Source organism: Sphingobium limneticum (assembly GCF_008710155.1).
GTDB lineage: Bacteria > Pseudomonadota > Alphaproteobacteria > Sphingomonadales > Sphingomonadaceae > Sphingobium > Sphingobium limneticum.
Map to the genome: position 1 here is coordinate 109,752 of NZ_VYPZ01000008.1, position 23,848 is coordinate 133,599.

Annotated in this window: 22 protein-coding genes; 10 read left to right on the forward strand and 12 right to left on the reverse strand. The window is 65.1% G+C overall.

What is annotated here, in order from left to right:
• Positions 1-64: 64 nt before the first annotated feature.
• The 8 genes from thrC to coxB form a co-directional block, all read right to left on the reverse strand.
• Positions 65-1,465, reverse strand: a complete 1,401-nt coding sequence (thrC, locus tag F4U94_RS11965; RefSeq protein WP_120251554.1) for a threonine synthase — start codon at positions 1,463-1,465, stop codon at positions 65-67.
• A 44-nt stretch (positions 1,466-1,509) separates the two neighbouring features.
• The gene (locus F4U94_RS11970) at positions 1,510-2,163 is read right to left on the reverse strand and encodes an SURF1 family cytochrome oxidase biogenesis protein (protein ID WP_120251553.1); all 654 of its coding nucleotides are present in this window, start codon (positions 2,161-2,163) and stop codon (positions 1,510-1,512) included.
• Positions 2,164-2,401: 238 nt separating this feature from the next.
• Positions 2,402-3,232 carry a cytochrome c oxidase subunit 3 gene (locus F4U94_RS11975; RefSeq protein WP_120251552.1) on the reverse strand — a complete coding sequence of 277 codons (831 nt, stop codon included), beginning with the start codon at positions 3,230-3,232 and terminating at the stop codon, positions 2,402-2,404.
• A gap of 40 nt (positions 3,233-3,272) precedes the next feature.
• Entirely contained in the window at positions 3,273-3,848 is a 576-nt protein-coding gene (locus F4U94_RS11980) for a cytochrome c oxidase assembly protein (protein WP_120251551.1), read from the reverse strand.
• Positions 3,848-3,976, reverse strand: coding sequence for a hypothetical protein (locus tag F4U94_RS25355; RefSeq protein WP_269462514.1), 129 nt, complete (start codon positions 3,974-3,976; stop codon positions 3,848-3,850). Before F4U94_RS25355 ends, F4U94_RS11980 begins: the two co-directional genes overlap by 1 nt.
• Positions 3,973-4,905: a heme o synthase gene (locus F4U94_RS11985; protein ID WP_120251550.1), complete on the reverse strand. Its 933-nt coding sequence runs from the start codon at positions 4,903-4,905 to the stop codon at positions 3,973-3,975. Before F4U94_RS11985 ends, F4U94_RS25355 begins: the two co-directional genes overlap by 4 nt.
• A gap of 135 nt (positions 4,906-5,040) precedes the next feature.
• Entirely contained in the window at positions 5,041-6,735 is a 1,695-nt protein-coding gene (ctaD, locus tag F4U94_RS11990; RefSeq protein WP_120251549.1) for a cytochrome c oxidase subunit I, read from the reverse strand.
• A gap of 17 nt (positions 6,736-6,752) precedes the next feature.
• Positions 6,753-7,760 (reverse strand): cytochrome c oxidase subunit II, encoded by a 1,008-nt coding sequence (gene coxB / locus F4U94_RS11995; RefSeq protein WP_120251548.1) that lies wholly within the window; start codon positions 7,758-7,760, stop codon positions 6,753-6,755.
• 290 nt (positions 7,761-8,050) lie between these two features.
• On the opposite strand from coxB, the gene pyrE reads away from it, so the two are divergent.
• The 6 genes from pyrE (at position 8,051) to F4U94_RS12025 (ending at position 12,449) form a co-directional block, all read left to right on the forward strand.
• Positions 8,051-8,632 carry an orotate phosphoribosyltransferase gene (gene pyrE / locus F4U94_RS12000; protein WP_120252271.1) on the forward strand — a complete coding sequence of 194 codons (582 nt, stop codon included), beginning with the start codon at positions 8,051-8,053 and terminating at the stop codon, positions 8,630-8,632.
• A gap of 5 nt (positions 8,633-8,637) precedes the next feature.
• On the forward strand, positions 8,638-9,366 hold the full coding sequence (locus F4U94_RS12005) for a pyridoxine 5'-phosphate synthase (protein WP_120251547.1): 729 nt from the start codon (positions 8,638-8,640) through the stop codon (positions 9,364-9,366).
• A gap of 133 nt (positions 9,367-9,499) precedes the next feature.
• The gene (gene acpS, locus F4U94_RS12010) at positions 9,500-9,901 is read left to right on the forward strand and encodes a holo-ACP synthase (protein ID WP_120251546.1); all 402 of its coding nucleotides are present in this window, start codon (positions 9,500-9,502) and stop codon (positions 9,899-9,901) included.
• Between the two features lie 29 nt (positions 9,902-9,930).
• Positions 9,931-10,809: a signal peptidase I gene (lepB, locus tag F4U94_RS12015; protein WP_427771775.1), complete on the forward strand. Its 879-nt coding sequence runs from the start codon at positions 9,931-9,933 to the stop codon at positions 10,807-10,809.
• 21 nt (positions 10,810-10,830) lie between these two features.
• Entirely contained in the window at positions 10,831-11,925 is a 1,095-nt protein-coding gene (locus tag F4U94_RS12020; protein ID WP_120251544.1) for an AI-2E family transporter, read from the forward strand.
• A 185-nt stretch (positions 11,926-12,110) separates the two neighbouring features.
• Positions 12,111-12,449 (forward strand): hypothetical protein, encoded by a 339-nt coding sequence (locus F4U94_RS12025; protein WP_120251543.1) that lies wholly within the window; start codon positions 12,111-12,113, stop codon positions 12,447-12,449.
• A 62-nt stretch (positions 12,450-12,511) separates the two neighbouring features.
• Here the strand turns inward: F4U94_RS12025 and F4U94_RS12030 are convergent, their stop codons facing one another.
• Both F4U94_RS12030 and rpsU read right to left on the reverse strand, forming a co-directional pair.
• Positions 12,512-13,087 carry an FKBP-type peptidyl-prolyl cis-trans isomerase gene (locus F4U94_RS12030; protein WP_120251542.1) on the reverse strand — a complete coding sequence of 192 codons (576 nt, stop codon included), beginning with the start codon at positions 13,085-13,087 and terminating at the stop codon, positions 12,512-12,514.
• Between the two features lie 89 nt (positions 13,088-13,176).
• Entirely contained in the window at positions 13,177-13,383 is a 207-nt protein-coding gene (gene rpsU, locus F4U94_RS12035) for a 30S ribosomal protein S21 (RefSeq protein ID WP_056686590.1), read from the reverse strand.
• 225 nt (positions 13,384-13,608) lie between these two features.
• Here rpsU and F4U94_RS12040 point away from each other — a divergent pair, with 225 nt between their 5' ends.
• Entirely contained in the window at positions 13,609-14,367 is a 759-nt protein-coding gene (locus tag F4U94_RS12040; RefSeq protein WP_120251541.1) for a class II aldolase/adducin family protein, read from the forward strand.
• Between the two features lie 74 nt (positions 14,368-14,441).
• Here F4U94_RS12040 and F4U94_RS12045 read toward each other — a convergent pair whose 3' ends face one another.
• On the reverse strand, positions 14,442-16,058 hold the full coding sequence (locus F4U94_RS12045) for a caspase family protein (protein WP_120251540.1): 1,617 nt from the start codon (positions 16,056-16,058) through the stop codon (positions 14,442-14,444).
• Between the two features lie 185 nt (positions 16,059-16,243).
• Between F4U94_RS12045 and F4U94_RS12050 the strand changes: the two genes are divergently transcribed.
• The 3 genes from F4U94_RS12050 to F4U94_RS12060 are packed head-to-tail and all read left to right on the forward strand — an operon-like array spanning position 16,244 to position 20,070.
• Complete coding sequence (locus F4U94_RS12050; RefSeq protein ID WP_120251539.1) at positions 16,244-16,852, forward strand: hypothetical protein; 609 nt, start codon at positions 16,244-16,246, stop codon at positions 16,850-16,852.
• Entirely contained in the window at positions 16,849-18,477 is a 1,629-nt protein-coding gene (locus F4U94_RS12055; protein WP_120251538.1) for an SUMF1/EgtB/PvdO family nonheme iron enzyme, read from the forward strand. The genes F4U94_RS12050 and F4U94_RS12055 overlap by 4 nt, the downstream gene beginning before the upstream one ends.
• Before the next feature lie 48 nt (positions 18,478-18,525).
• Positions 18,526-20,070 carry a C1 family peptidase gene (locus F4U94_RS12060; RefSeq protein WP_120251537.1) on the forward strand — a complete coding sequence of 515 codons (1,545 nt, stop codon included), beginning with the start codon at positions 18,526-18,528 and terminating at the stop codon, positions 20,068-20,070.
• A gap of 103 nt (positions 20,071-20,173) precedes the next feature.
• On the opposite strand, the gene F4U94_RS12065 is transcribed toward F4U94_RS12060, so the two are convergent.
• A complete protein-coding gene (locus tag F4U94_RS12065) occupies positions 20,174-23,749 on the reverse strand; it encodes a hydantoinase B/oxoprolinase family protein (RefSeq protein ID WP_120251536.1) in 3,576 nt (1,191 codons plus the stop codon).
• Positions 23,750-23,848 lie beyond the last annotated feature (99 nt).

Genomic DNA, 23,848 nt, shown 5'->3' on the forward strand with positions numbered 1-23,848 from the left:
TTCGAGCCTGTCGAGAACCATCACGCATCCGGTTCTCGACAAGCTCGAACCGAACGGAGGCTGGTTATGTCCGCGGGGTCGCGCGTTCTGCGACGTAGGCGGTCACGGCCTCGAACGTGCCGGGCAGCTTGGCATAGCTTTCCTCACGCGAGAACAGGTCGCCAACCCGGGCAGGAAGCGGCGGGCGGGTGCCGGTCGCGCGCTCGACGGCGTCGCGGAACTTGGCCGGATGCGCGGTCGCCAGCGTAACCACCGGAATGGAGGCGTCGATGCCCGCTTCCCGCGCGGCAGCTAGGCCGATGGCGCTGTGCGGATCGACGATCTGGCCGGCGCCGTCATAGGCCCAGCGCATCGCCATGGTCATGCCGTCGGCATCCACGCGCGCGGAGGAGAAGAGGTGCGCTGCACCTTCGCGCTGGGCGTTGGTGAGGCGCATCGCCTTGCTGGCTTCGAAGCCGCGCATCTGGTCGGCGAGCGCAATCCCGTCACGGCCGCCGGCGTCGAACAGAAGGCGTTCGAAGTTCGAGCTGACCTGAATGTCCATGCTGGGCGTGGCGGTGGCGACCACCTGACCCTGGCTATAGTCGCCTTCGGACAGAGCGCGGTGCAGGATGTCGTTGACGTTGGTGGCAACGATCAGCTTGGCGACCGGCAAGCCCATCTGCGCTGCGACATAGCCGGCGAACACGTCGCCGAAATTGCCGGTGGGGACGGAGAAGGCCACTTGCCGGCCCGGCGCGCCGAGGCGCACGGCGGCGTAGAAATAATAGACGACCTGCGCCATCAACCGCGCCCAGTTGATGGAGTTCACGGCGGAAAGGTTGAAGCGGCTCTTGAAGTCGGCGTCGTTGAACATCGCCTTCACCAGCGCCTGCGCATCGTCGAAGCTACCGTCGATCGCGATATTATAGACGTTGGGGGCCAGCACCGTGGTCATCTGGCGACGCTGCACGTCCGACACCCGGCCTTCGGGATGGAGCATGAAGATGTCGATCTTCTCACGGCCGGCCACCGCATCGATCGCGGCCGAACCGGTATCGCCCGAGGTCGCGCCGACGATGGTCAGATGATCGTCGCGGCGCGAGAGGAAGCGTTCGAACAACTGGCCGAGCAGCTGGAGCGCGACATCCTTGAACGCCAGCGTCGGGCCGTGGAACAGTTCGAGCAGCCAGTGCTGATGATCGAGCTGCACTAGCGGGGTCACGGCCTGATGGCTGAAGCGGCCATAAGCGGCGGTGCAAAGCTCACGTAACTCGTCTTCGGTGAGCGATCCCGCGACGAACGGCGCCATCACCCGGACGGCGGTTTCGACATAGGAGAGGCCGGCAAGGGCGCTGATCTGGTCGGCGGTAAAGGCCGGCCAGCTGGTCGGCAGATACAGGCCGCCATCGGACGCCAGCCCCGCCAGCGTCACATCCTCAAAACCGAGCGCGGGCGCGCTCCCCCTGGTGCTCTGATATTGCATAATGGGAATGCGCGGTAGCGACCCGCGCGCGCGGGAGCAAGCGATTAGGCGCTTTTGTTCCGGCGGCGCAGGGCGAGGATGTAGATGATGACCGCGACGGCGGCGAAGATGAACCATTGCACCGCGTAGGCGAGATGGTTGTTGGGCACATCGGCCGCGCTGGGCGGGGCGGCGGGCTTGAGGCCGGCAGGCGCGGTGCGCGCGATCAGCATCGGGCGCAGCGGCGGCGCCTTGCCACCGATGCGTTCTATCAGGGCGCGGTGGTCGGGCTCTTGCGAAATCCAGCCGCTGACCTGGCCGCCGGTCCAGGCAGGCTTGTCGTCAGGCTTTTGCCCCACACCGATCGCGACCAGCGCGCCCGGCCCTTCCGCCCCGGTCGAACATTCGGCGATATGGCGATAGCCGGTCGATCCGTCGGCGGCGCGCCCCGCCTCCACCCGCCAGCCGACGACGCGCAGGCAATGGAGCGAGGAGGGGCGGAAGAGGATGTCGGCATCGACCGGCGGCAGTTTCGGGAAGGCAACTGCCGGTCGGCCGGGGTTGGCGGCAGCCAGCGCAAGGGCGGCCGCCTTTTCGCCGCGACGCTGGACCTGCCAGACGCCCAGGCCGATCATCACCAGCACCGCCAGCGCGACGAGGATCGTCGGGATGAGCGGGATGCGGGCGGGCGCTGGGGCGAGCGTGGGCTGATCGGTCATACTTTCATCTTTATCGCGGAATGGCGCAGAACGTGCATATTTTCTCCGTTCGTTTCGAGCCTAGTCGAGAAACGAGGCAACGCCGAGTTCAGCGAAGCCAAACGCAGATATGGCGCTGCACGCTTCTCGACTTCGCTCGAAGCGAACGGATCTATTTTGGATATCGCCGATCAACACAAAAGAAAACGGCCGGAGCAGATGCCCCGGCCGTTTGATCTCATAGGCGCGGTTCGTTGCCTCAGCCGCCGTGGACCGGTGCGCCCCAGCCGCCCCAGACATAGATGGCGACGAACAGGAACAGCCACACCACGTCGACGAAATGCCAGTACCAAGCAGCCGCTTCGAAGCCGAAATGCTGGCGCGGGGTGAAGTGGCCCTTATAAACGCGCACCAGGTTCACGATCAGGAAGATGGTGCCGACGATGACGTGGAAGCCGTGGAAGCCGGTCGCCATGTAGAAGCCCGAGCTGTAGGGCGATCCGCCGAACGGGAACGGCGCATGGGCATATTCATAGGCCTGGATCGACGAGAAGAGCAGGCCGAGCAGGATCGTGCACCACAGACCCTTTTTCAGGCCGTCGCGGTCGCCATGGATCAGCGCGTGATGCGCCCAGGTGACGGTGGTGCCCGAGCAGAGCAGGATCAGCGTGTTGAGCAAGGGCAGCTCGAACGCGTTCATGACCTCGATACCCTTGGACGGGAACATCCCTTCGATCGGGGCGAGCGCGCTGGGGAAAAGCGAGAAGTCGAAAAAGGCCCAGAACCAGCCGACGAAGAACATGACTTCCGAAGCGATGAACAGGATCATGCCGTAGCGCAGGTGCAACTGCACCACCGGCGTATGGTCGCCGGCATGGGCTTCGGCGATGACATTGGCCCACCAGCTGTAGAAGGTGAAGAGCACGCCGCCCACGCCCAGCAGGAAGACCCAGCCACCCCCCGGCCCCATGGCATCGGGATGCAGCCACATGATCGCGCCCAGAGCCATGACCAGCGCCGACATGGAGCCGAAGAACGGCCAGATGCTGGGCGGAAGGATGTGATAATCGTGGTTCTTGGCGCCTGCCATCGTCTCTTCCCTGTTCGCTTTTCCGTTATCGTTTCCAGCTTTAGCTTGGCTTCCCATCCTGCTCAACAGGGTAGAAGGTGTAGCTCAAGGTAATTTGCTGGGTGTCCTTGTTGTCGGGATCCTGCAAAATCTTCGGATCGACATAATAAAGTACCGGCATGCGGACCTCTTCACCGGGCTTCAACGTCTGCTGCGTGAAGCAGAAACATTGGATCTTGGTGAAATAGGCGCCCGCCTGCGTAGGGGTCACGTTAAAGCTGGCGGTGCCGGTCACCGGCTTGTCCGACATATTCTTCGCGATGAAGATCGCCATGTCCTTGCGCCCGATCGTCACCGTATCCGTGCGATGTTCGGGATAGAATTGCCAGGGCATGCCGGGCTGCACATTGGAATCGAAGCGGATCGACATGGTGTGGCCGGTGGCCTGCTGCACCTGCACATTGGCGGCGGCACGCATGGTGGTGCCGCCAAAACCGGTCTGTTCGCAGAAGATGCGATATAGCGGGACCGACGCGAAGCCGAGGCCCAGCATGGAGAGGCCCACCGCCGCCATCGCGACCAGCGTGCGCCGGTTACGGCGATCGCGGTCGAAGGGGGAAGGCGGCAGGCTGGCCATCAATTGCCGCCCATCTTGGCAATGGTAATGCCGTAGAAAAGCAGGACGAGCGCGCCGAGCAGCAGGCCCATCACCAGCGCGCGCGATTTTTGCCGGGCGCGGATGCGGTCATTTTCCTCGGGCGTCATGCGAGCAGCCAGCGGTCGACGACCACTGCCCCGAACAGGAGGAAGAGATAGAGGATCGAATATTTGAACAACCGCTTTTCCGGGGCCATGCGGGCCGGATCGCTTTCACGCCGACGATAGACCTGGAAGGCGAAGACAGCGAAGAGCGCGGTGCCCAGCAGCGCGGCTGTGCCATAGACGATGCCGGTCAGTTGCAGCAGCACCGGCGCCATCGCAGCGATCGCCATGATCGCGGTATAGCCCCAGATCTGGCGACGGGTCACGACTTCGCCGGACACGACAGGCAGCATCGGGATGCCGGCGGCGGCATAATCGGTCTTCACGAACAGCGCGAGCGCCCAGAAATGGGGTGGCGTCCAGAAGAAGATCAGCATGAAGAGCGCGACCGGCAGCGCGCTGATGTCGCCCGTTACGGCGGCCCAGCCGATGACCGGCGGGAAGGCGCCGGCCGCGCCGCCGATGACGATATTCTGCGCGGTGCGGGGTTTCAGCCAGATCGTATAGACCAGCACATAGAAGAGGATCGACACGGCCAGCACGGCAGCGGCAAGCCAGTTGGTCGCCAGCCCCAGCAGGACCACCGAGAAAAAGGAGAGGCCGACGCCGAAATGCAGCGCCGATTGCCGCTCCATCCGGCCGGCGGGCAGCGGACGATTGGCGGTGCGCTTCATCTTTGCGTCGATGTCCGCCTCATACCATTGGTTGAGCGCGGCAGCGGCGCCGGCGCCGATGGCGATGCAGAGAATCGTCGTGAAGGCGAGGATGGGGTGGATATGCTCTGGCGCGGCGAGCAGTCCGCACAGGCCCGTGAACACGACCAGAGTCATGACTCTGGGCTTGGTCAGCGCGACGAAATCGCGCCAATGGGCGGGCAGCATGAGGCTGTCTGTAGGGGTTTGGGCCCCTGTGGCGAACGGCGAACTGGCCATAATCTCCTCGTGGGTTCAGCCCGGCGCCTTTACACGGCCGGGCTGATCCGGGCAACGGGCTCGCCTGTGGGCAGATTGTCCGCCCCGGCACCCTTGGGGCGCCCCGGCGAACCGGAGCGCCCATGATGGCAACGCTTAATGATGCGCCGTGTCGTCGATCACCGGCAGGGTTTCGAACTGGTGGAAGGGCGGCGGGCTGGTCAGGGTCCATTCCAGCGTGGTGGCGCCTTCGCCCCAGGGATTGCCTTCCGCCTTCTTGCCGGCCGCCAGCGACCAGATCAGGTTGATGAAGAAGATGCCCATGCCGGCGGCCATGATTTCATAGCCATGAGTGGCGACCGAGTTCCACTTTTCGAACGCGGCCGGATAGTCGGGATAGCGACGCGGCATACCCGACAGACCCAGGAAGTGCATCGGGAAGAACAACAGGTTCACGCCGGCGAAGAACACCCAGAAGTGCAGGTGGCCTAGGAACTCGTTGTACATCTTGCCCGACATTTTCGGGAACCAGTAATAGAAGCCGGCGAACAGGCCGAACACCGCACCCAGCGAGAGCACGTAGTGGAAATGCGCGACGACATAATAGGTGTCGTGCAGCACGTCGTCCACGCCGCCATTGGCCAGCACGACGCCGGTGACGCCGCCCACGGTGAAGAGGAAGATGAAGCCCAGCGCCCAGACCATCGGGGTCTTGAAGCTGATCGATCCGCCCCAGATGGTGGCGATCCACGAGAAGATCTTGATACCCGTGGGCACGGCGATGACCATCGTCGCCGCGGTGAAATACATCTTCACGTTCACCGACATGCCAGTGGTGAACATGTGGTGCGCCCACACGACGAAGCCGACGACGCCGATCGCCACCATGGCATAGGCCATGCCGAGATAGCCGAACACAGGCTTGCGGCTGAAGGTCGAGATGATCTGGCTGACGATGCCGAAGCCCGGCAGGATCATGATGTAGACTTCGGGATGGCCGAAGAACCAGAAGAGATGCTGGTAGAGTTCGGGATCGCCGCCACCGGCCGCGTCGTAAAAGGTGGTGCCGAAATTGCGGTCGGTCAGCAACATGGTGATCGCGGCGGCCAGAACCGGCAGGGCGAGCAGCAGCAGGAAGGCGGTGACCAGCACCGACCAGACGAACAGCGGCATTTTATGCAGGGTCATGCCCGGCGCGCGCATGTTCAGGATGGTGGTGATGAAGTTGATCGCGCCCAGGATCGACGAAGCGCCCGCGATGTGCAGCGACAGGATCGCCATGTCGACGGCAGGGCCGGCCGACCCGCTGGTCGAGAGCGGGGCATAGACCGTCCAGCCGGTGCCCGCGCCATAGCCGGTGCCGCCGGGTACGAAGGCCGATCCGAGCAGCAGGGCGAAGGCGGGGATGAGCAGCCAGAAGCTGACATTGTTCATCCGCGGGAAGGCCATGTCCGGCGCGCCGATCATGATCGGGACGAACCAGTTGCCAAAACCGCCGATCATGGCGGGCATGACCATGAAGAAGACCATGATCAGACCGTGGGCGGTGATCAGCGCGTTCCACAGATGATAGGCCTGATCCAGCGACGCAGGCTCGACGCCCAGCAAGCTGTGCTGAATGTTCGCCCAGGTCTGAAGATACTGGATGCCCGGATGCGCCAGTTCGGCGCGCATCAGGCCGGAAATGGCGCCGCCGATGATGCCCGCGATAATCGCGAAGATCAGGTAGAGGGTGCCGATATCCTTGTGGTTCGTCGACATGAACCAGCGCTGGAAAAAGGCCGGCTTGTGATCGGCATCATGATGATCATGGGCATGATCGAGATGATGGTCCGCGGTGATGGTGGTCATGACGTTCCTACCCCTGATCAGATTTTCGCGTCGGCGGCGGGCGCGGCGTCAGCCGTCTTTTCCGCTGCTGCTGCGGTGGCGGGCTTGCCGCCCTGCGAAAGCACCCACTGGTCGAACTGTTCGGGCGGCAGCGCCTCGATCGCGATGGGCATGAAGCCGTGGCGGGCGCCGCACAGTTCGGAACACTGGCCGTAATAGACGCCCGGCTTGTCGATGGTGAAGCTCTTCTCATTGAGGCGGCCGGGGACCGCATCCATCTTCACCCAGAGTGAAGGCACGGCGAAGGCGTGGATCACGTCCGCGCCGGTGATGATCAGCTTGATCGGGCGACCGGCAGGCAGGACCAGACGATTGTCGGGCGCGAGCAGATAGGGCTCGCCATTGGCCTTCGCCTTGTCTTCCGGCAGCATGTTGGACACGAATTCCGGAATGCCGTTGTCGGGATATTCATAGCCCCAATACCATTGATAGCCGGTCACCTTGACGACGACGGCATCCTTGGGCGCGGGCTTATACTGGTCGGCGAGCAGGCCGATGGAGGGCACCGCGACGACCAGCAGGATCACGACCGGAACGACGGTCCAGATCACTTCGATCAGCGTGTTGTGCGACGTCTTCGACGGGACCGGATTGGCGCTGCGACGGAATTTCCACATCGCATAGATCATCAGGATCAGGACGAAGATCGAGATCGCGAAGATCAGCGGCAGCAACATCACGTCATGCAGCCAGCGCGCGGTGTGGCCGGTGGAGGTGAACTGTTCCTGCAGGGTGATTTCGCCCGGCTTGGGCATGCCGATGCCTTCGGTCGGCTTCATCCGGGGCGGGGCGGCGACGGTGGCGGCGGGTGCCGCTTGCGCGGCCGGTGCGGTGGCGTTGGCAGCCGATTCGGCCGGTGCGGCGGCATTTTCAGCAGCCGGCGCGGCAGTTGCCGCATTCTCCTGAGCCAGTGCCGGTCCGTTCGAAACGAGTGTGGGCGCTAAGGCCAACAACCCGGCTAGAACGAGCGATTTCACCTTCTTCATAGCGTCTTCTACCCCGTAACCCCTTGGCGCCGCTGCAACGAAGACGCGCATGTCATGCGCTATATAGTCCTCGCCCGTTTCGGTTCTGCCGCGGCTTATAGGCATGGTTTTCCCCTGCCTCAAGCATGACGGAGCAGATTTTCTTCGCTGTTGCAACGCTTCCCTTGGCCGCCTATTCGGCAAGCTCCGCGCACAGGGGCGCGATCATGGCGCGCCGGCGCGCGTGCCATGCGAATAAAAACCGACCGGACCGCATGGCACCGGGTCGCACGACATGGATTTATGACGGCATGACAGACGAGGAAGTATTGGCGGAATTTCGGGCAGCGGGGGCGTTGCTCGAAGGACATTTCATCCTGTCGTCGGGCCGTCGCAGCGCCAATTATCTGCAATGCGCCCGCGTGCTGATGAATGCCGAGCGCGCCGGCAAATTGGCCCGCGCCACGGTGCAGCAGCTGCCGCGCGAATTGCGGCAGGAGATCGACCTGGTCGTGTCGCCCGCCATGGGCGGCCTGATCATCGGCCATGAAGTCGGCCGCGCACTGGACAAGGATGCGGTGTTCCTGGAGCGGCCCGAGGGCACGTTCGAACTGCGTCGCGGTTTCGCGATCACGCCGGGGCAGAAAGTGCTGATGGTCGAGGACGTGGTCACCACCGGCCTGTCTTCGCGCCAGGCGATCGAAGCGGTCGAAGCCGAAGGCGGCATCGTCGTCGCCGAAGTCGCATTGGTCGACCGGTCGGCGGGCGAAGTGGATCTGGGCGTGCCCTTCTACCCCCTCGTCTCCATCAATTTCCCGGTCTATGAAGCCGATGCGGTGCCGCCCGAACTGGCGGCGGTGCCGGCGATCAAGCCCGGCAGCCGGAAGCAGTAAGCCTTATGACCACGCCCCTGCGCCTTGGCGTCAATATCGACCATGTGGCGACCATCCGCAACGCGCGCGGGGGTGAACATCCCGATCCGGTCAAGGCCGCGTTGCTGGCGGTGAAGGCCGGGGCGGACGGCATCACGGCGCATCTGCGCGAGGATCGCCGCCATATTCGCGACGCCGATATCGCGACGCTGATGGCGGCGCTGACCGTGCCGCTCAATCTGGAAATGGCGGCGACGGACGAGATGCTGGACATCGCGCTGCGCTACAAACCGCATGCCGCCTGCATCGTGCCGGAAAAGCGCGAGGAGCGCACGACCGAGGGCGGGCTGGACGCGGCCGGGCAGTTGGAAGCGCTGACGCCCATCGTCGCGGAGCTGAACGAAGCGGGCATCCGCGTCAGCCTGTTCATCGAGGCCGACGCCGCGCAGATCGAGGCCGCGATCAAGCTGGGCGCGCCGGTGGTGGAATTTCATACCGGGGCTTATGCGCATCTGACCGGCGAAGCGCGCGCGACCGAATTGCGCCGGATCGCCGACGCCGCCGCGCTGGCGGCCAAGAACGGGATCGAACCCCATGCCGGCCATGGCCTGACCTTCGACAATGTGGCGCCGATCGCCGCCATCCCGCAGATCGCCGAACTAAATATCGGCCATTTCCTGATCGGCGAGGCGATCTTCGGCGGGCTGGAAGGCGCTATTCGCGAAATGCGGCGGCAGATGGATCTGGCGCGGTGAGCAGCGCAGGTGGTCATCCCAGCGAAGTTGAGGCGAGTCACGTGCCTCGCCCCAAGGACCGCAGGCCTCAAAGGTTCAACTTGGAGGCACGAAACCCCAGCCTTCGCTGGGGTTACGGCCTGGGGGGGCCGTCATGATCATCGGCCTCGGTTCCGACCTCTGCAATATCGAGCGAATCCAGAATTCACTCGATCGCTTCGGTGAGCGGTTCGAGAGCCGCGTCTTCACCGATGTGGAACAAGCCAAGGCACAGCGCCGCCCCTTCACCAAGGCCGGGACGCTGGCCAAGCGCTTCGCGGCCAAGGAAGCATTCTCCAAGGCGGTCGGCACCGGGTTCAAGGCCGGCGTGTTCATGAAGGATATCGGCGTCGTCAACGCGCCGTCGGGCGCGCCCACGCTGGCGCTGACCGGCGGGGCGCTCAAGCGGCTGGAATCCCTGGTGCCGGCCGGACATAAGCCGGTCATTCACCTGACGCTCACCGACGATCATCCATGGGCGCAGGCCTTCGTCATCATCGAAGCGCTGCCCCTGTGAGCGATACTCCCCCAAGCGAAAGCCAGCCCGTGACGGCCATCGACCTGCCAGAAGACCAGCCCGCCGCCGACCTGCCGCAGGAAAGCAAGGCGCCCGGCGTCAACTGGTTCCACGAATTGAAGAGCATCGTCCTGCTGATCCTGGCGGTGCTCGCCTTTCACAGCTTCATCGCCAAGCCCTTCTACATTCCATCCGAATCGATGATGCCGGTGCTGCTGACCGGCGACCGGTTGGTGGTGAGCAAATTCCCCTATGGCTGGTCCTATGTCTCGCCCAGCTTCCACCCCCTGCCCTTCCTGAAGGGGCGGGTGCTGGGTCGCCTGCCCGAACGGGGCGACATCGTCATCGTGTCCCCCCAAAATCGGCGCGAGGATTATATCAAGCGGGTGATCGGCCTGCCCGGCGACATCATCGAAGTACGCGGCGGGCAGGTGATCCTGAACGGTGTGGCGATAAAGCAGAAGATGTTGAAGCCCATGCGGCTGGCCGTCGATGGCAATGCCCCCTGCCCGCCGCTGCAATTCCCCGGCGCGCTGGTGACGGACAAGAATGGCAAGGAATATTGCGAATTGCCGGTGCGGCAGGAAATCCTGCCCAACGGCAAGACCTATGTGACGATCGACATGGGGCCGAGCGCGCTCGACTGGTACGGACCGGTGCGGGTGCCGGCCGATCATGTCTTCCTGATGGGGGACAATCGCGACAACAGCGCGGACAGCCGTGCACCGCTGGAGGAAAATGGCCTGGGCGGGCCGGTGCCGTTCGAGGCGATCGGTGGCCGGGCGGAATTCATCACCTTCAGCCTGGATGGCGACGCAAGCTGGAACCCGATGACATGGCTTCATGCGTTCCGCAGCGGGCGGGCCGGGAACAGCCTGCGGCCACAAAGCGTTACAGCCCCGGAATAATCGCAGAAGGGGCACCGGGTTTTGAGCGACGCGCACGAGCATCATGTGGAATTGCCCGGCCCCAGTGAAGTCCGCAGCCCGTTAGTCAGCCATGAATTGAAGCGCGCCGGCGTGTGGTTCGCGCTGGCCATCGCCGTGGCACTGGTCGTGCTGCTGGCGCAACCGTTGATGCTGATCATGGGTGCGCTGGTGCTGGCGACGATGATGGATGGCGGCACGCGGCTGCTCGGCCGCATCCTGCCGATATCGCGCGGATGGCGGCTGACGATCGTGCTGCTCGGCGCGGTCGCCTTCATGGCCTATACTTTCTACCTGACCGGATCGAGCCTGGCGGCGCAGGCGCAGGCGATGCGCGCCATTGTCGAGGCGCAGGTGATGCGAATTGGCGGCTGGATGCAGCAATTGGGCATCACGACGACGCCCGACGACCTGAAGGGCCTGGCGAGCCAAGCGATGAGCAGCATGGGCCGGGTGACGGCGGCAGTCGGCACGGCGGTCGGCGCGATCACCAGCGGCGTCATGATGCTGGTGCTGGCGATCTTCATCGCGGTGGAGCCGAAACTTTATGAACGTGGCGTCGCCTGGATGCTGCCGATCGACAAGCGCGCCCATTTCTACACCGTTGCCGACAAGATGGGCTGGACGCTGCGCCGGCTGATGTTCGGGCGGCTGATCGGCATGGCGGTGGAGGGTGTGGGCACCTGGCTGCTGCTGTGGGCCGGTGGCGTGCCGATGGCGGGGTTGCTGGGCATATTGACCGGCCTGTTCGCCTTCCTGCCCAATATCGGGTCGATCATATCGGGCGCGCTCATCATCATCGTCGGCTTTTCCGGGGGCATGAATACCGGCCTCTATGCCTTTGGCGTCTATATGGCGGTGCAGATCGTCGACGGCTATCTGATCGTGCCGATGGTGGCGAAGCGCGCCACCGATCTCGCCCCGGCGCTGGTGCTGGGGGCGCAGATCCTGTTCGGCGCGCTGTTCGGCATCATGGGGCTGTTCCTGGCCGACCCGATCGTCGCGATGATCAAGGTCTATCTGGAGGAACGGTCCAAGGCGCTTTCGGGCAAGAAGACGCTGATCCAGACCGGATCGGCAGAGACGGGCGGCGCTTAACTTCGCACATGTCCCGCTGATTTCGACATGATCGAACCCAAGCAGGACATTTTCTGTCGCGATCGGTCCGTATCGCTCCTTATAGCAATTTGTCCGCCTGTAGGACATTATGGGGAACCGGTTGCCCCGTCCGGCCATTGGCGTTGTGACAGGGTCTAAAGACCGGCACTGGAGAGGATAGGACCATGACCATGCCATTGGACAAACAGAAGAAGCTGCATTTCGACCTGACCAATGTCGGGATGCGGGCGCAGGCGACCGCCGTGGGGCTGTTGCAGCTTTGCCTGGAATTGCGCAGCGCGGGTATCCTGGATGAAGGCGCGATCGAGCGCATCAAGGGCGCGATCGCCTGCGATATCGAGGTGTCGGCCCCCAGGTCGGTCGCCAATGCCGAATATCGTCGCGACATCAAGGCGCGGCTCGACAAGCTGTTCACCGGCGAAGAGAAAATCGGTAGCGCCGATGCGCTGGCCTTTGGCGTCGGCCCGGCGGGCGACGATTCGGTCTGTCAGGGTCACGCCTGATTCGGGCATGAAAAAAGGGGCCGCAAAACGGCCCCTTCTTCATTCCGGCTTTGCGGCCCGACTCAGTTGCCCGGATGCGGGATAGCGCCCTGCGGCATCCCGCCCTGCTGCTGCTGCATCTGCTGCTGGATCTGCATCAATTCCGCCTTCGACTTGAAGTCGTGCAGCGTCACGTCGAACACCAGCACCGATCCGGCCGGGATCGGGCCGGCGGCCTGATCGCCATAGCCAAGCTGCGGCGGAATCCAGAGGCGATACTTGCCGCCCTTCTTCATCTTCTGAAGACCTTCGGAGAAGCCCGGCACGACGCCGTCGATCGGCATCGGCGCCTGCGGGTTCTCGTCGAACACCGTACCGTCGAGCAACGTGCCCTTATAACCCACCAGCGCCACGTCGGCGGTGGTCGGGCTGGCACCGGTACCTTCCGAAAGAACCTTATACTGAAGGCCCGATTCGGTGGTCACGACGCCGTCAGCATGGCTGTTCTGCGTCAGGAAGGCTGCCGGCGAGGACTCGACGCCCTGCTGACCCGCCCAGGCGAGGCCGCCTGCGGCCAGCGCCACGGCGGCAACGCCGATCCAGAGGCGCGTCAAAGACCCCTTGGCGATAGGACGAAGGGGAACGGCCGTCGTGGACATGGGCGTTAGCTCGCAATTAAGGGCAGGAAAGCAGCTTCAAGGGAGCGAGGCGGCCGAGGTGACATGCACCAAGCCGCCCCGAACGGCGCTTACTTCGCGCCGTCGCGCTCGGCGCGCTTGCGCTCCATCTTACGCGCACGACGGACAGCAGCCGCCTTTTCACGGGCGCGCTTTTCCGACGGCTTCTCGTAGTGGCGACGCAGCTTCATTTCGCGATACACGCCTTCACGCTGCAGCTTCTTCTTGAGCGCGCGAAGAGCCTGGTCGACATTGTTGTCGCGAACGATGATCTGCATAAGTCCGTCAATCTCCAATCGAAAACGAGCGGTTCGCCGGGACTTGTCTGTCCATCCCGACGGGCCGACCGAATAGCAAAGCCAGTGAGTCGTCGCGGGTCACCCCACGCCATGTGGGCGGCGCCCTACCAGCAGGCCCATGCAAATTCAACCCCAAAGGGCCTAATCTCGACATTCCAGGCGCCCGGAGCGATAGTGGTGCGATAAAGATACAGGAGGATGCCCATGGCTACAGCTGCCAAACGCCCAGACATGCCCGCCGCCGAATGGGAGGCGCGACAGCAACTCGCCGCCTGCTATCGCATCTTCGACCATATGGGCTGGTCGGAACTGATCTACAACCACATCACCCTGCGCGTACCGGGCGAAGACGGCGCTTTTCTCATCAATCCCTTTGGCCTGGGCTATGACGAGGTGACGGCATCGAACCTGGTGAAAATCGACATAGACGGTCATGTGCTGGACGGCAGCCCCTACCCGGTCAATCGCGCCGGCTTTACCCAGCATAGCGTGTTCCACCGGCACCTGCCCGACGCCCATTGCATCATCCATACCCATACGACGGCGGGCATGGCGGTGAGCGCCTGCGCCGAGGGGCTACGCCCGATCAGCTTCTACGCCGCCGCCTTCATCGGGCGAATCGCTCATCATGATTTTGAGGGCGTGACGATTCGGCCCGAGGAAGGGGAGCGGCTGATCGCCAATCTGGGCGCGCGGCGGGTGATGCTGCTGCGCAATCATGGCACGCTGGTGATGGCGGGCAGCCTGCCCGAGGCCTTCCTGACGCATTGGCTGCTGCAACGTGCCTGCGAGATTCAGGTGGCGGCCGGCGCGGCGGGCACGCCGATCGACATTCCGGCCGAGGTGATCGCTGTGCATCAGCGCGACCTTCACGCCGTGCAATTGCCGGTCGGGCCGGGCGTGCCCGATTTCCAGTCCATGGTGCGGCGAATCGACCGGATCGACCCCAGCTGGCGGGAATAAGGTTTATGGCAAGGTGCAGCTAGGCCTGCGCCGGGGAAAATAATGCCTCAGGTTCGCATCGTTTTTTGCTGACTTTAGTTGCCCGTGTAAAGTTCGCCGATCGACAGGCTGGCTTGGCCGCCGGCGCCGGCCAGCAGTGCGCGAATCGGTTCGACCAGCCGTAATGCGGCGCGCTGATTTTCCACCGTGCGCAGCAGCAGGCGGACATCGTCCGGCGGCTGCGGCGTCACCAGCGCGACGACATGATCGGCGCCGAAGGGCGGAATGACCTGACTGTCGAGGATGGGGAGCGACTGCCCTGTGGCGAGTCGGCCATCGCCATCCGATTCGGTGACGGGAAACAGCCGCTGGATCGTGCCGTCCGACGCGATATTGAACACGGTGGCGTAGCGCGGCGCGGCACTATCGCCCTGCCCCGCTTGCGGCTGAGGTTGCGTCTGGGCCAGCGCCAGCGTCACCGGCGCGCCGGACGGATAGCGCGCGCCATTGTCGAGCGGACCGACCATCAGCCGGGCGCTGCGTTCCGACAGCAGCGGGCGCAGCGCCTCCAGCGCGGCCCATGTGTCGATCACGCCGCGCACCTGTGCCGGCGTCTTCACATTTTGCGCGACGATATCGCCGGTGCGGCGGAGCATCGCCTGCGCCCGCGCGTCCCACACGAAATCGGCGCCCTGCCCGTCGGTCAGGATGCGCCAGGGATGATCGCCGCTGACGCTGGCCCGCGCTTTTACGTCCGCGACGTAAAGGCCGGGGAGCGGCGGCGGGGCAGGCGGTGCGGGTGGCGGCGGCACGGTGGCAAACAGGCCCTGCCGCTCGCGCCCCGGCGGGATGATCGTACTGCTTTCCTGCCGCTGGCCGCTCAGCATCCGCACCTGCACGTTGAGATAGGCGCCCAGTTCGCCGATCGAGAGCGTGCCGTCGCCATCCTGATCGGCGGCCATGCCATTGCCGTCGGCGCGCGGCGTCGTCACACCCTGTTCGAACGACCAGGTCAGGAAGCCGCGCGTCGGCGCTCCTTCCACCGGCAGCGCATTTTCCCAGGCGATCTGGTCGTCGCGCGCGGCGGCTATGTAGAAAAGATTGGGCAGGTCGTCGCGCGTCGCGTCTGCCCCGGCGTCGGCGGCGGCCAGTACGGAGGCGAATCGCGGCGCGGGCCGAGCACCCAGCTCCACATTGCGGGCGCCCAGCGTCAGGCGCGGCGCCATGCCCCTGACACGCGGATCCACCGAACGGTGCAGCGTGCCCGAATGGCAGGTATCGGCCATCATCAATACCTGCACCCCGTTGGGCACATAGATGGAAAGCCAGGTGTAGAAATCCTTGTCGACGATGAAGCGTTCGGCATCCTTCACATCGGGATCGAAGCCGGGCAGCGGCAAAAACTGGTCGGTATCGCCGTCGCGCGTGCCCTTCACCGCCGCTTCGGCCAGCGCGCCATGGCCGGTATAATAAAGGAAGATCCAGTCGCCCGGCTTGGAGCGCAGCCCCAGCGCATGGAGGGCGGTTTCCACCGTGGTGCGGCTGACGCCGTCATTGCGCAGGACGGTCACATCGCTGGCCCCCTGCCCGCGAATCAGCGTCTCCATCGCCGCCAGATCATTTTCCGGCCCGACCAGATCCATGATCAGGCTGGACTTGAACTGCCATGCCCCAACCAGAAGCGCGCGCGTTTCCGCATGCGCATAACCCATATGGGGTATTGTTGTTATGAATCCGGCCAATATTATTGCCCGCAACGCACACAGCCAATTCGACATCCAATTTCTTCACGCTATATATTCAATGAAAACTGATATATTCATAGTCAGATACATATATATTCTGCAATAATTATATCATCATTAGAGATTGGCATATGAATACTGTTCGCGGCACCATGGCTATATTCATTATGCTTGCATCGGCGGGGACGAGCGGCGACTTGCTTGCGCAGACGGGCAATGATGCGTCGGCCGGTGCGGCCGGTCGTGGCGTGCGCATATTGCCGCCGGAATCGCCTGCCCCCACCACCGTTGCAAACGGCCAGCCCGTGCAGCAGGCACCGGCGCATGCGGTCACGCCCACATCTGCGGCCGTGCCGGGCAAGCAGGCCATGACCCTGCCCATCCTCAAAAGCTGCGATCGGCCGATGGCCAAGCCGACCCTGCGCTTCGACGATCCCACCAAATTCGACCGCGCCTTCAGGACGAAATTGCGCGGCCGGGCCGTGGTGGTGGATATGGAAACGCCCTATCCGGCGGACCGGGAGGCGCCGGCACCGCTGGGCGCATGGCTGAACGAGATCAAGCAGAGCGGCGGCACGGTCAGCGTTGCGCCCTATTGCCAGAAGGGGCGCGGTTTCGGCGGCTTCTTCGCCAAGCTGTTCGGTGGCGGGCCGGCAGAACCCTATAAGGCCGTACGCCGCTATGACGCGGTGCTGCATGTCGACGCGGTCGATCAGGTCGTGACCCAGGTAGAATTCACCCCGCGCAAGGCGGCGCAATGATCCAGCCACTGCCGGGGGGCGGGCGTGGATGGTTCCGCGCGCTGATTGCCATGCTGGCGACCTTGGTGCTGGCGCTGGCGGGACCGGCGCGCGCGGCGGACGAACCGCGCCTGGCGCTGGTGATCGTCAACGGCGCCTATGCGGCCTTCGACAAGCTCGGTTCTACCTACACCGACGGCGATCGAGTCGCGACCGCGCTCAATGCCACCGGCTTTATCGATGCCAGCGGGGCCGGCCCGGTGCAGGTCCGCCGCGACCTGACGCGCGAGGCGATGGGCCAGGCGGTCGCGCAATTTCGCGCGCAGCTGGCCGCGGCTGGCCCCAAGGCATTCGGCACCCTCTATTTTTCCGGCCATGGCGCGGCGCTGGGCAGCTATGGCGACGTCATGCTGTTGCCGGTCGATGCCGGACGCGACCTGACGCCGGAAAGCGCGACGCTGACCCGCGCGGCGTTGACGCATCATCTGCTGGGGTCGGGCGCCCGGACGATATTGATCGTGCTGGATATGTGCCGCAACGTCCTGCCCGCGCCGCCGCCGTCCCTGACCCAGATGATCGCCGCCGAGACGGGAACCGAAGCGAGCGCAGTGGGCGAGCTGGCCGGCAGCAAGGGCCTGCGCCGCATGGTGCGCGCGCCTGCCGCCGCAATCCGGCCGGATCAGGGCTATCTGGTCGCCTTTTCCACCAGCGCCGATCAGGTCGCCTTCGACGACGGCGTCTTTTCCAAGATATTGGCCGAGGAAATCCGCCGCCCGCAACAGACCATCGCCGATGCGCTGAAGCGCGTGTCGGACCGCGTCGCGCTGTCGTCGGGCAAGAATTTCCAGAAGCCGACCTTCGACTATGGGCTTCAGGGCGCGCCGCCCTGCTTCATCAGTTGCGACCGGGCGGCGAGCGACCGCTTCTACGATTGCGCCAACTGCCCATGGATGCGCGCGATTCCCGCTGGCATCACGCCCTTCGGATCGCCCCAGTCGGAACCGGGGCGCGACGGCGACGAAGCGGTTCAGGCGGAGGTGAAGATCGACCGGTCCTTCGCGATCGGTGTGTATGAAGTGACGATCGCCGAATGGAATGGCTGCGTGCGCGACAATGCCTGCCCCAAGCTGGGCAACTGGTCGAAGGAAAATCCCAATCCGCTGATCCCGGCGAGCGACATCAGCTATGAGGATGCGCAGGCTTTCCTTGCCTGGCTGACGGTCCAGTCGGGCCGCGCCTATCGCCTGCCGAGCGAGCAGGAATGGGAATATGCCAGCCGCGCGGGCGCGGCCACGGCCTTTCCCTGGGGCGATGATATCGGGCCGTCCATGGCTAATTACGATCATACGGCGCGCTATCGCGGATCGGAAACGGCCCCCTATCGCGGCTATCCCGAAGCGGTGAACGGCTATCCCGCCAACGCCTTCGGCCTCAACCAGATGCAGGGCAATATGTGGGAATGGACGGCGGGCTGCACCGATATGTCGTGCAAGGGCCGGATCATGCGCGGCGGATCGTTCGAAAGCGCGCCCAATGCGCTGCGATCGGCCAACCGCTTTACCGTGCCGCCGGGCAAACGCCGGCAGGATGCCGGGCTGCGCGTCGTGCGCGACCTGGACCAGGATGAAATCGGGGGATCGTCCTAAATGACGAGTTGGCAGGTCCGGCGCTGCAATAATTGGGGGAATAGAGTGATGACACGCCACCTTGTGCGATGGGGCACGCCGGCCGTGCTGGCGCTGTGCGCGGCGGGATCGTCCGCCCAGCAGCCGGCCGACGACGCGCTGTTCATGACCGGGGCGGAGCCGGTGTCTCCACAAGATTATGCCAAGCTGCCCAAACAGGGGCGGTTCCGTGCCTATCTGCCCAAGCAAGTGGACCTGTCCAATGCCTATCCCCCGCCGGGATCGCAGGGGCCGCAACCCAATTGCGTCGCCTGGGCCACCACCTATGCCGCGCGCACCTTCCTCAATTTCCGCGACAAGAATATGCAGCCGGACGAACCGGGCGACCAGATGAGCCCGGCCTATGTCTATAACCGGTTGCGCCCGGCGGGGTCGCCCTGCACCGGCACCATCAGCATCGTCGCGGCGCTGACCCTGCTCAAGAATGAAGGGGCGGTCACACTGGCCGATTTCCCCGACGACATGACCAAATGCGCCATTCCCGCGCCCGACACGCTCAAGACCAGGGCGGGCGATTTTCGCCTGCTCGACTGGCGCGCGGTCGATCGCGAGGTGAAGGACGATTGGCGCACGCCGATCGTGCTGGACGATGTGAAGGGCGCGCTGGCGCGCGGCGTGCCGGTCATCTTCGCCATGCCCGCCCCGGCGGATTTCAAGGCGTTTCGCGGGGACGGCGTCTATGGCCGCGCGGAAAAGCCGGACAGGGCCGGCTATCATGCCATGGCGATCGTGGGCTATGACGAGGATCGACAGGCGCTGCGCATCATGAACAGCTGGGGCGTGGGCTGGGGCGACAAGGGCTATGCCTGGATCGCCTATGACACGTTCAAGCTGCTGGCTGGCGAGGCCTATTCGCTCGAAGCGCCGGTCGCCCCAACCCCAGCGGACGCGCCCCCGCCGCCGCGCAGCGATGCGCAGATCTTCGCCGAGCAGATAGCCGCCATGCCGTGCGGCACGGTGTCGGTACAGGGCACGAGCGTCACCGGTTTTTCGGGCGACGTCAACGCTATCGCCGCGCTGCGCGAGGCGTCGGCCAAGGCCGATCCGCGCCGCAGTTTCGCGGTGCGTCACCTGCCCTGGCCGCAATGCGAAGCGGCGCTGACGCTGGCCGCGCCGCTGGCGCGCGAGGGCACCGGCATCGGCGTGCTGACTGCCGACGGCAAGGATCGCGCGGGCGATCCGGTCGTGATGCGCGAGAATGATATTTTCGGCGTCAGCGCGACCACCAGCGCGGCGCGGCCCTATTTGAGCATCATCTACCTACAGGCGGACGGCAGCGCGGTGGAGCTGCATCGCGGCCATCCCGAGCCGGATCGCAAGGGCGTGCGTCGCGTCACCATCGGCCTCAGCCAGACCGCGCAGCGCTATCAGGTCGCGCCGCCTTTCGGCCCGGAACTGATCATCGCGCTGGCTTCCGCCAAACCGCTGTTCGGCGACGACGAGGTCGTGAACGGTACCGAGCGGCAATTCCTGACCCGGCTGCGCGCCAGGCTGGCCGCGCAACGGGGCGAGGGCGTATCGGCCGCCTTTGTGAGGCTCCAGACCAGCAACTGACTTCATACCAGGGTGGCATGCGGCTGACTCAGACGGAGTGTTCCCCGGCGTAGGCCGGGGAACACAAAGCCATGGGTTCGTATCTCTGCTTACGGCTATTGGATCAGGTTCCGAAACCCCCGCCGCCCGGCGTTTCGATGACCAACGCGTCGCCCGCGCGCAGTTGCACCGTGGCGGTCGGGCCGAGCGGTTCGATGCTGCCATCGGCGCGCGCCACGCTGTTGCGGCCCAGCGCGCCGGGCGATCCGCCGTCTAGGCCGAAGGGCGGCACGATGCGGCGGTTGGACAGGATGCCGGCGGTCATATCCTCCAGGAAGCGTATGCGGCGTAGCGCGCCATGGCCACCGCGATGGCGCCCCTGCCCGCCCGACCCCGTGCGCACAGAAAATTCCTCCAGCAGCACGGGGAAGCGCGTCTCCAATATTTCGGGATCGGTCAGGCGGCTGTTGGTCATATGCGTCTGCACCACATCGGCGCCGTCAAAGTCGGGACCGGCGCCGGCACCCCCCGCAATCGTCTCATAATATTGGTGGCGGTCGTTGCCGAAGGTGAAATTGTTCATCGTCCCCTGCGCCCCGGCCAGGACGCCGAGCGCGCCGAACAGGGCGTCGGTCACGACTTGGCTGGTTTCGACATTCCCTGCGACCACGGCGGCGGGAAAGCGCGGGCGCAGCATCGAGCCTTCGGGAATGCGGATGGTGATGGGTTTGAGGCACCCGTCGTTCATCGGCACGGCTTCGTCGATCAGCGTGCGCACGACATAGAGGACGGCGGCGCGCACGACGGAGGCGGGGGCGTTGAAATTATTAGGCAACTGGTCGGCCGTGCCGTTGAAGTCGATGGTCGCGGCGCGGGCGGCGCGATCGACATGGACAGCGAGTTGGACAGTATCGCCGCTATCCATCGCATAGTGAAACTGCCCGTCGGACAGGCGATCGATCAGGCGGCGGACGGCGGCTTCGGCCTGATCCTGCACATGGCCCATATAGGCCGATACCGTTTCGACTCCGTAACTATCACTGATGCGGCGCAGTTCGCTCGCCCCCTTGGCGCAGGCGGCGATTTGCGCGGAGAGGTCGGCGATATTCTGGTCGATATTGCGGGCGGGCCAGGGGCCGGAGGCCAGCAGGTCGCGGATGGCGGCTTCGCGGAATGCGCCCCGATCGACCAGCAGCAGATTGTCGAGGACGATGCCCTCTTCTTCGACGCTGATGCTGCCGGGCGGCATGGAGCCGGGCGTGATGCCGCCGATATCGGCATGATGGCCACGCGCCGCGACATAGAAGCGCGGCGCGCCCGCCCCCACGAAAACCGGCATGATGAGCGTGACGTCGGGCAGATGGGTGCCGCCATCATAAGGGGCGTTGAGCGCATAGACGTCGCCCGGCAGCATGCCGCGCCCGTCGATCGGCTGTCCGTCCGGGCCCCCATTCGCGACAATGCCGCGCCGGCGCATGATCGTGCGGATGCTGTCACCCATGCTGCCGAGGTGGACGGGCATGTGCGGCGCGTTGGCGACCAGATTGCCGGCCGCGTCGAACAAGGCGCAGGAGAAATCCAGCCGTTCCCGGATATTGACCGAAGAAGCGCTATGCTGAAGCGCGGCGCCCATTTCCTCGGCGATCGCCATGAACAGGCCACCCATCACCTCCAGCCGGACGGGATCGACGCTGGTCGCGTCACCGCTTTCGGGCTTGGCGCGGGGGATGTGGCGGGTGAGGATGAGGTTGCCATGTGCGTCCAGCTGCGCCCGCCAGCCCGGTTCGACCGCTGTGGTCGAGACAGGGTCGATGATGAGCGCGGGGCCATCTATCAGGCTGTCTGCCGACACACCGGCGCGATCATGGACGGGGGCCATGTCGCCGGCATAGTCGACATGGGCCAGCGGCGGCGCGGCCTGCGCGGCGATGGCGACGATGCCGTCCATGGCTTCGCGGGTCGAGGCGATCGCTTCGACGCGGGCCATGTCGATCAGGATGCGGCCCTTGCCCGCAAAGCCGAAGCGGGCCTGATGCTGGGCCAGGAAATCGGCGCGCATGGTGTCGGCATCGGCCAGCGGCACGTCGAACAGACTGTCCGTGCCGTCATAGCGCAGGCGCAGCAGCGTTTCGGTGCGATCGGCGTCGGGCAGGTCGGTCCGGGCGTCATTGGCGAGCGCGGCGAGCGCAGCGTCCAGTCCCGCGTCACCCAGCGGGAGGGCCAGCGTCCGTTCCCGCACCGCGCGACGATCGGCCAAGCCCATGCCATAAGCGGACAGCACGCCGCCCAACGGGTGGATCATCACCCGGTCCATGCCTAGCGCGTCAGCGACCAGGCAGGCATGTTGCCCGCCCGCCCCGCCGAAGCTGGCGAGCATATAGCGCGACACATCATGGCCCCGCGCGACGGAGATGCGCTTGATCGCGTTCGCCATGCTGGCGACGGCGACGGCGATGAAGCCCTGCGCCGCGTCGCGGGCCGTCATGGTGCGGCCCGTGTCCGCCTCCACCTGCGCGCAGAGGGTGGCGAAGCGCGCCTCCACCGCCGCCCGGTCGAGCGGCTGGTCGCCCTTCGGACCGAACAGGCTGGGGAAATGGGCGGGCTGGATCTTACCCAGCATGACGTTGCAGTCGGTAATGGTGAGCGGGCCGCCGCGCCGATAGCAGGCCGGACCGGGGACCGCGCCCGCGCTTTCAGGGCCGACGCGGAAACGGCCGTCGACGAAGGAACAGATGGAGCCGCCGCCCGCCGCGATGGTGTGGATGCGCATCATCGGCGCGCGCAGGCGGACGCCCGCGACGCGCGCTTCATTGTCGCGCTCATAGGCGCCGGCATAGTGCGACACGTCGGTCGACGTGCCGCCCATGTCGAAGCCGATGACTTCGCGGAAGCCCGCCTGCTCGGCCGTGCGGGCGAGGCCGACGATGCCGCCGGCCGGACCTGACAGGACGGCGTCCTTGCCCCGGAACAGCGCGCCGTCGGTCAGGCCGCCGCTCGATTGCATGAACAGCATGTCGGCGTCTTCGCCCAACGCAGTGCGCAGGCCATCGACATAGGTGCGCAGGACGGGGGAAAGATAGGCATCGGCCAGCGTGGTATCGCCGCGACCGATCAGCTTGATGAGCGGCGCGACGTCATGGCTGGCGCTGATCTGGGTGAAGCCGATATCGGCGGCGATGCGGGCCAGCGCCCGTTCATGGGCGGAATGGAGATAGCCGTGCATCAGCACGATCGCGACGGCGCGCAGGCCCTTGTCATAGGCGGATTGCAACGCGGCGCGGGCGGCGGTTTCATCCAGCGGGGTGCGGATGGTGCCGTCGGCCATCAACCGCTCGTCGATTTCGACCACATCGGCATGCAGCGGATCGGGCAGGATGATGCGGCGGGCAAACAGGTCCGGCCGTTCCTGCGTACCGATACGGATCGCGTCGCGATAACCGCGCGTGATCGCCAGCAGCACCGGTTCGCCCTTGCGCTCCAGCAGGGCGTTGGTGGCGATGGTGGTGCCGATGCGCAGGGTGCAGGGCGGGATCGGGCCATCACCCGCGCCGGTCAGGCGGCGCACCGCTTCGACCGCGGCATCGGCATAGCGTTCCGGATCGCTCGACAGCAATTTGGCGGTGTGCAGTTGCCCGTCGGGGGCGCGCGCCACCACATCGGTGAAGGTGCCGCCGCGGTCGATCCAGAAATGCCATGTCATGGGGCGGGTGATGGCGGCGCGGGCGCGCGATGGCAAGGGTTGGCCGCACCTGCGACAACCCCTGTCCCTTGGTGCAGAGTTGATCGAGGTTGTGGACAG

Bases quoted from the DNA above. Each gene is read 5' to 3' on its own strand.
- rpsU (WP_056686590.1), bottom strand. From the start codon at position 13,383: ATGCAGATCATCGTTCGCGACAACAATGTCGACCAGGCTCTTCGCGCG.
- acpS (WP_120251546.1), top strand. From the start codon at position 9,500: ATGATCATCGGCCTCGGTTCCGACCTCTGCAATATCGAGCGAATCCAG.
- F4U94_RS25355 (WP_269462514.1), bottom strand. From the start codon at position 3,976: ATGACGCCCGAGGAAAATGACCGCATCCGCGCCCGGCAAAAATCGCGC.
- F4U94_RS12060 (WP_120251537.1), top strand. From the start codon at position 18,526: ATGACACGCCACCTTGTGCGATGGGGCACGCCGGCCGTGCTGGCGCTG.
- F4U94_RS11985 (WP_120251550.1), bottom strand. From the start codon at position 4,905: ATGGCCAGTTCGCCGTTCGCCACAGGGGCCCAAACCCCTACAGACAGC.
- F4U94_RS12065 (WP_120251536.1), bottom strand. From the start codon at position 23,749: ATGACATGGCATTTCTGGATCGACCGCGGCGGCACCTTCACCGATGTG.
- thrC (WP_120251554.1), bottom strand. From the start codon at position 1,465: ATGCAATATCAGAGCACCAGGGGGAGCGCGCCCGCGCTCGGTTTTGAG.
- ctaD (WP_120251549.1), bottom strand. From the start codon at position 6,735: ATGACCACCATCACCGCGGACCATCATCTCGATCATGCCCATGATCAT.
- F4U94_RS11980 (WP_120251551.1), bottom strand. From the start codon at position 3,848: ATGGCCAGCCTGCCGCCTTCCCCCTTCGACCGCGATCGCCGTAACCGG.
- F4U94_RS12030 (WP_120251542.1), bottom strand. From the start codon at position 13,087: ATGTCCACGACGGCCGTTCCCCTTCGTCCTATCGCCAAGGGGTCTTTG.
- pyrE (WP_120252271.1), top strand. From the start codon at position 8,051: ATGACAGACGAGGAAGTATTGGCGGAATTTCGGGCAGCGGGGGCGTTG.
- F4U94_RS11970 (WP_120251553.1), bottom strand. From the start codon at position 2,163: ATGACCGATCAGCCCACGCTCGCCCCAGCGCCCGCCCGCATCCCGCTC.
- F4U94_RS12050 (WP_120251539.1), top strand. From the start codon at position 16,244: ATGGCTATATTCATTATGCTTGCATCGGCGGGGACGAGCGGCGACTTG.
- F4U94_RS12025 (WP_120251543.1), top strand. From the start codon at position 12,111: ATGACCATGCCATTGGACAAACAGAAGAAGCTGCATTTCGACCTGACC.
- coxB (WP_120251548.1), bottom strand. From the start codon at position 7,760: ATGAAGAAGGTGAAATCGCTCGTTCTAGCCGGGTTGTTGGCCTTAGCG.
- F4U94_RS12040 (WP_120251541.1), top strand. From the start codon at position 13,609: ATGGCTACAGCTGCCAAACGCCCAGACATGCCCGCCGCCGAATGGGAG.
- F4U94_RS12045 (WP_120251540.1), bottom strand. From the start codon at position 16,058: ATGGGTTATGCGCATGCGGAAACGCGCGCGCTTCTGGTTGGGGCATGG.
- F4U94_RS12055 (WP_120251538.1), top strand. From the start codon at position 16,849: ATGATCCAGCCACTGCCGGGGGGCGGGCGTGGATGGTTCCGCGCGCTG.
- F4U94_RS12005 (WP_120251547.1), top strand. From the start codon at position 8,638: ATGACCACGCCCCTGCGCCTTGGCGTCAATATCGACCATGTGGCGACC.
- F4U94_RS11975 (WP_120251552.1), bottom strand. From the start codon at position 3,232: ATGGCAGGCGCCAAGAACCACGATTATCACATCCTTCCGCCCAGCATC.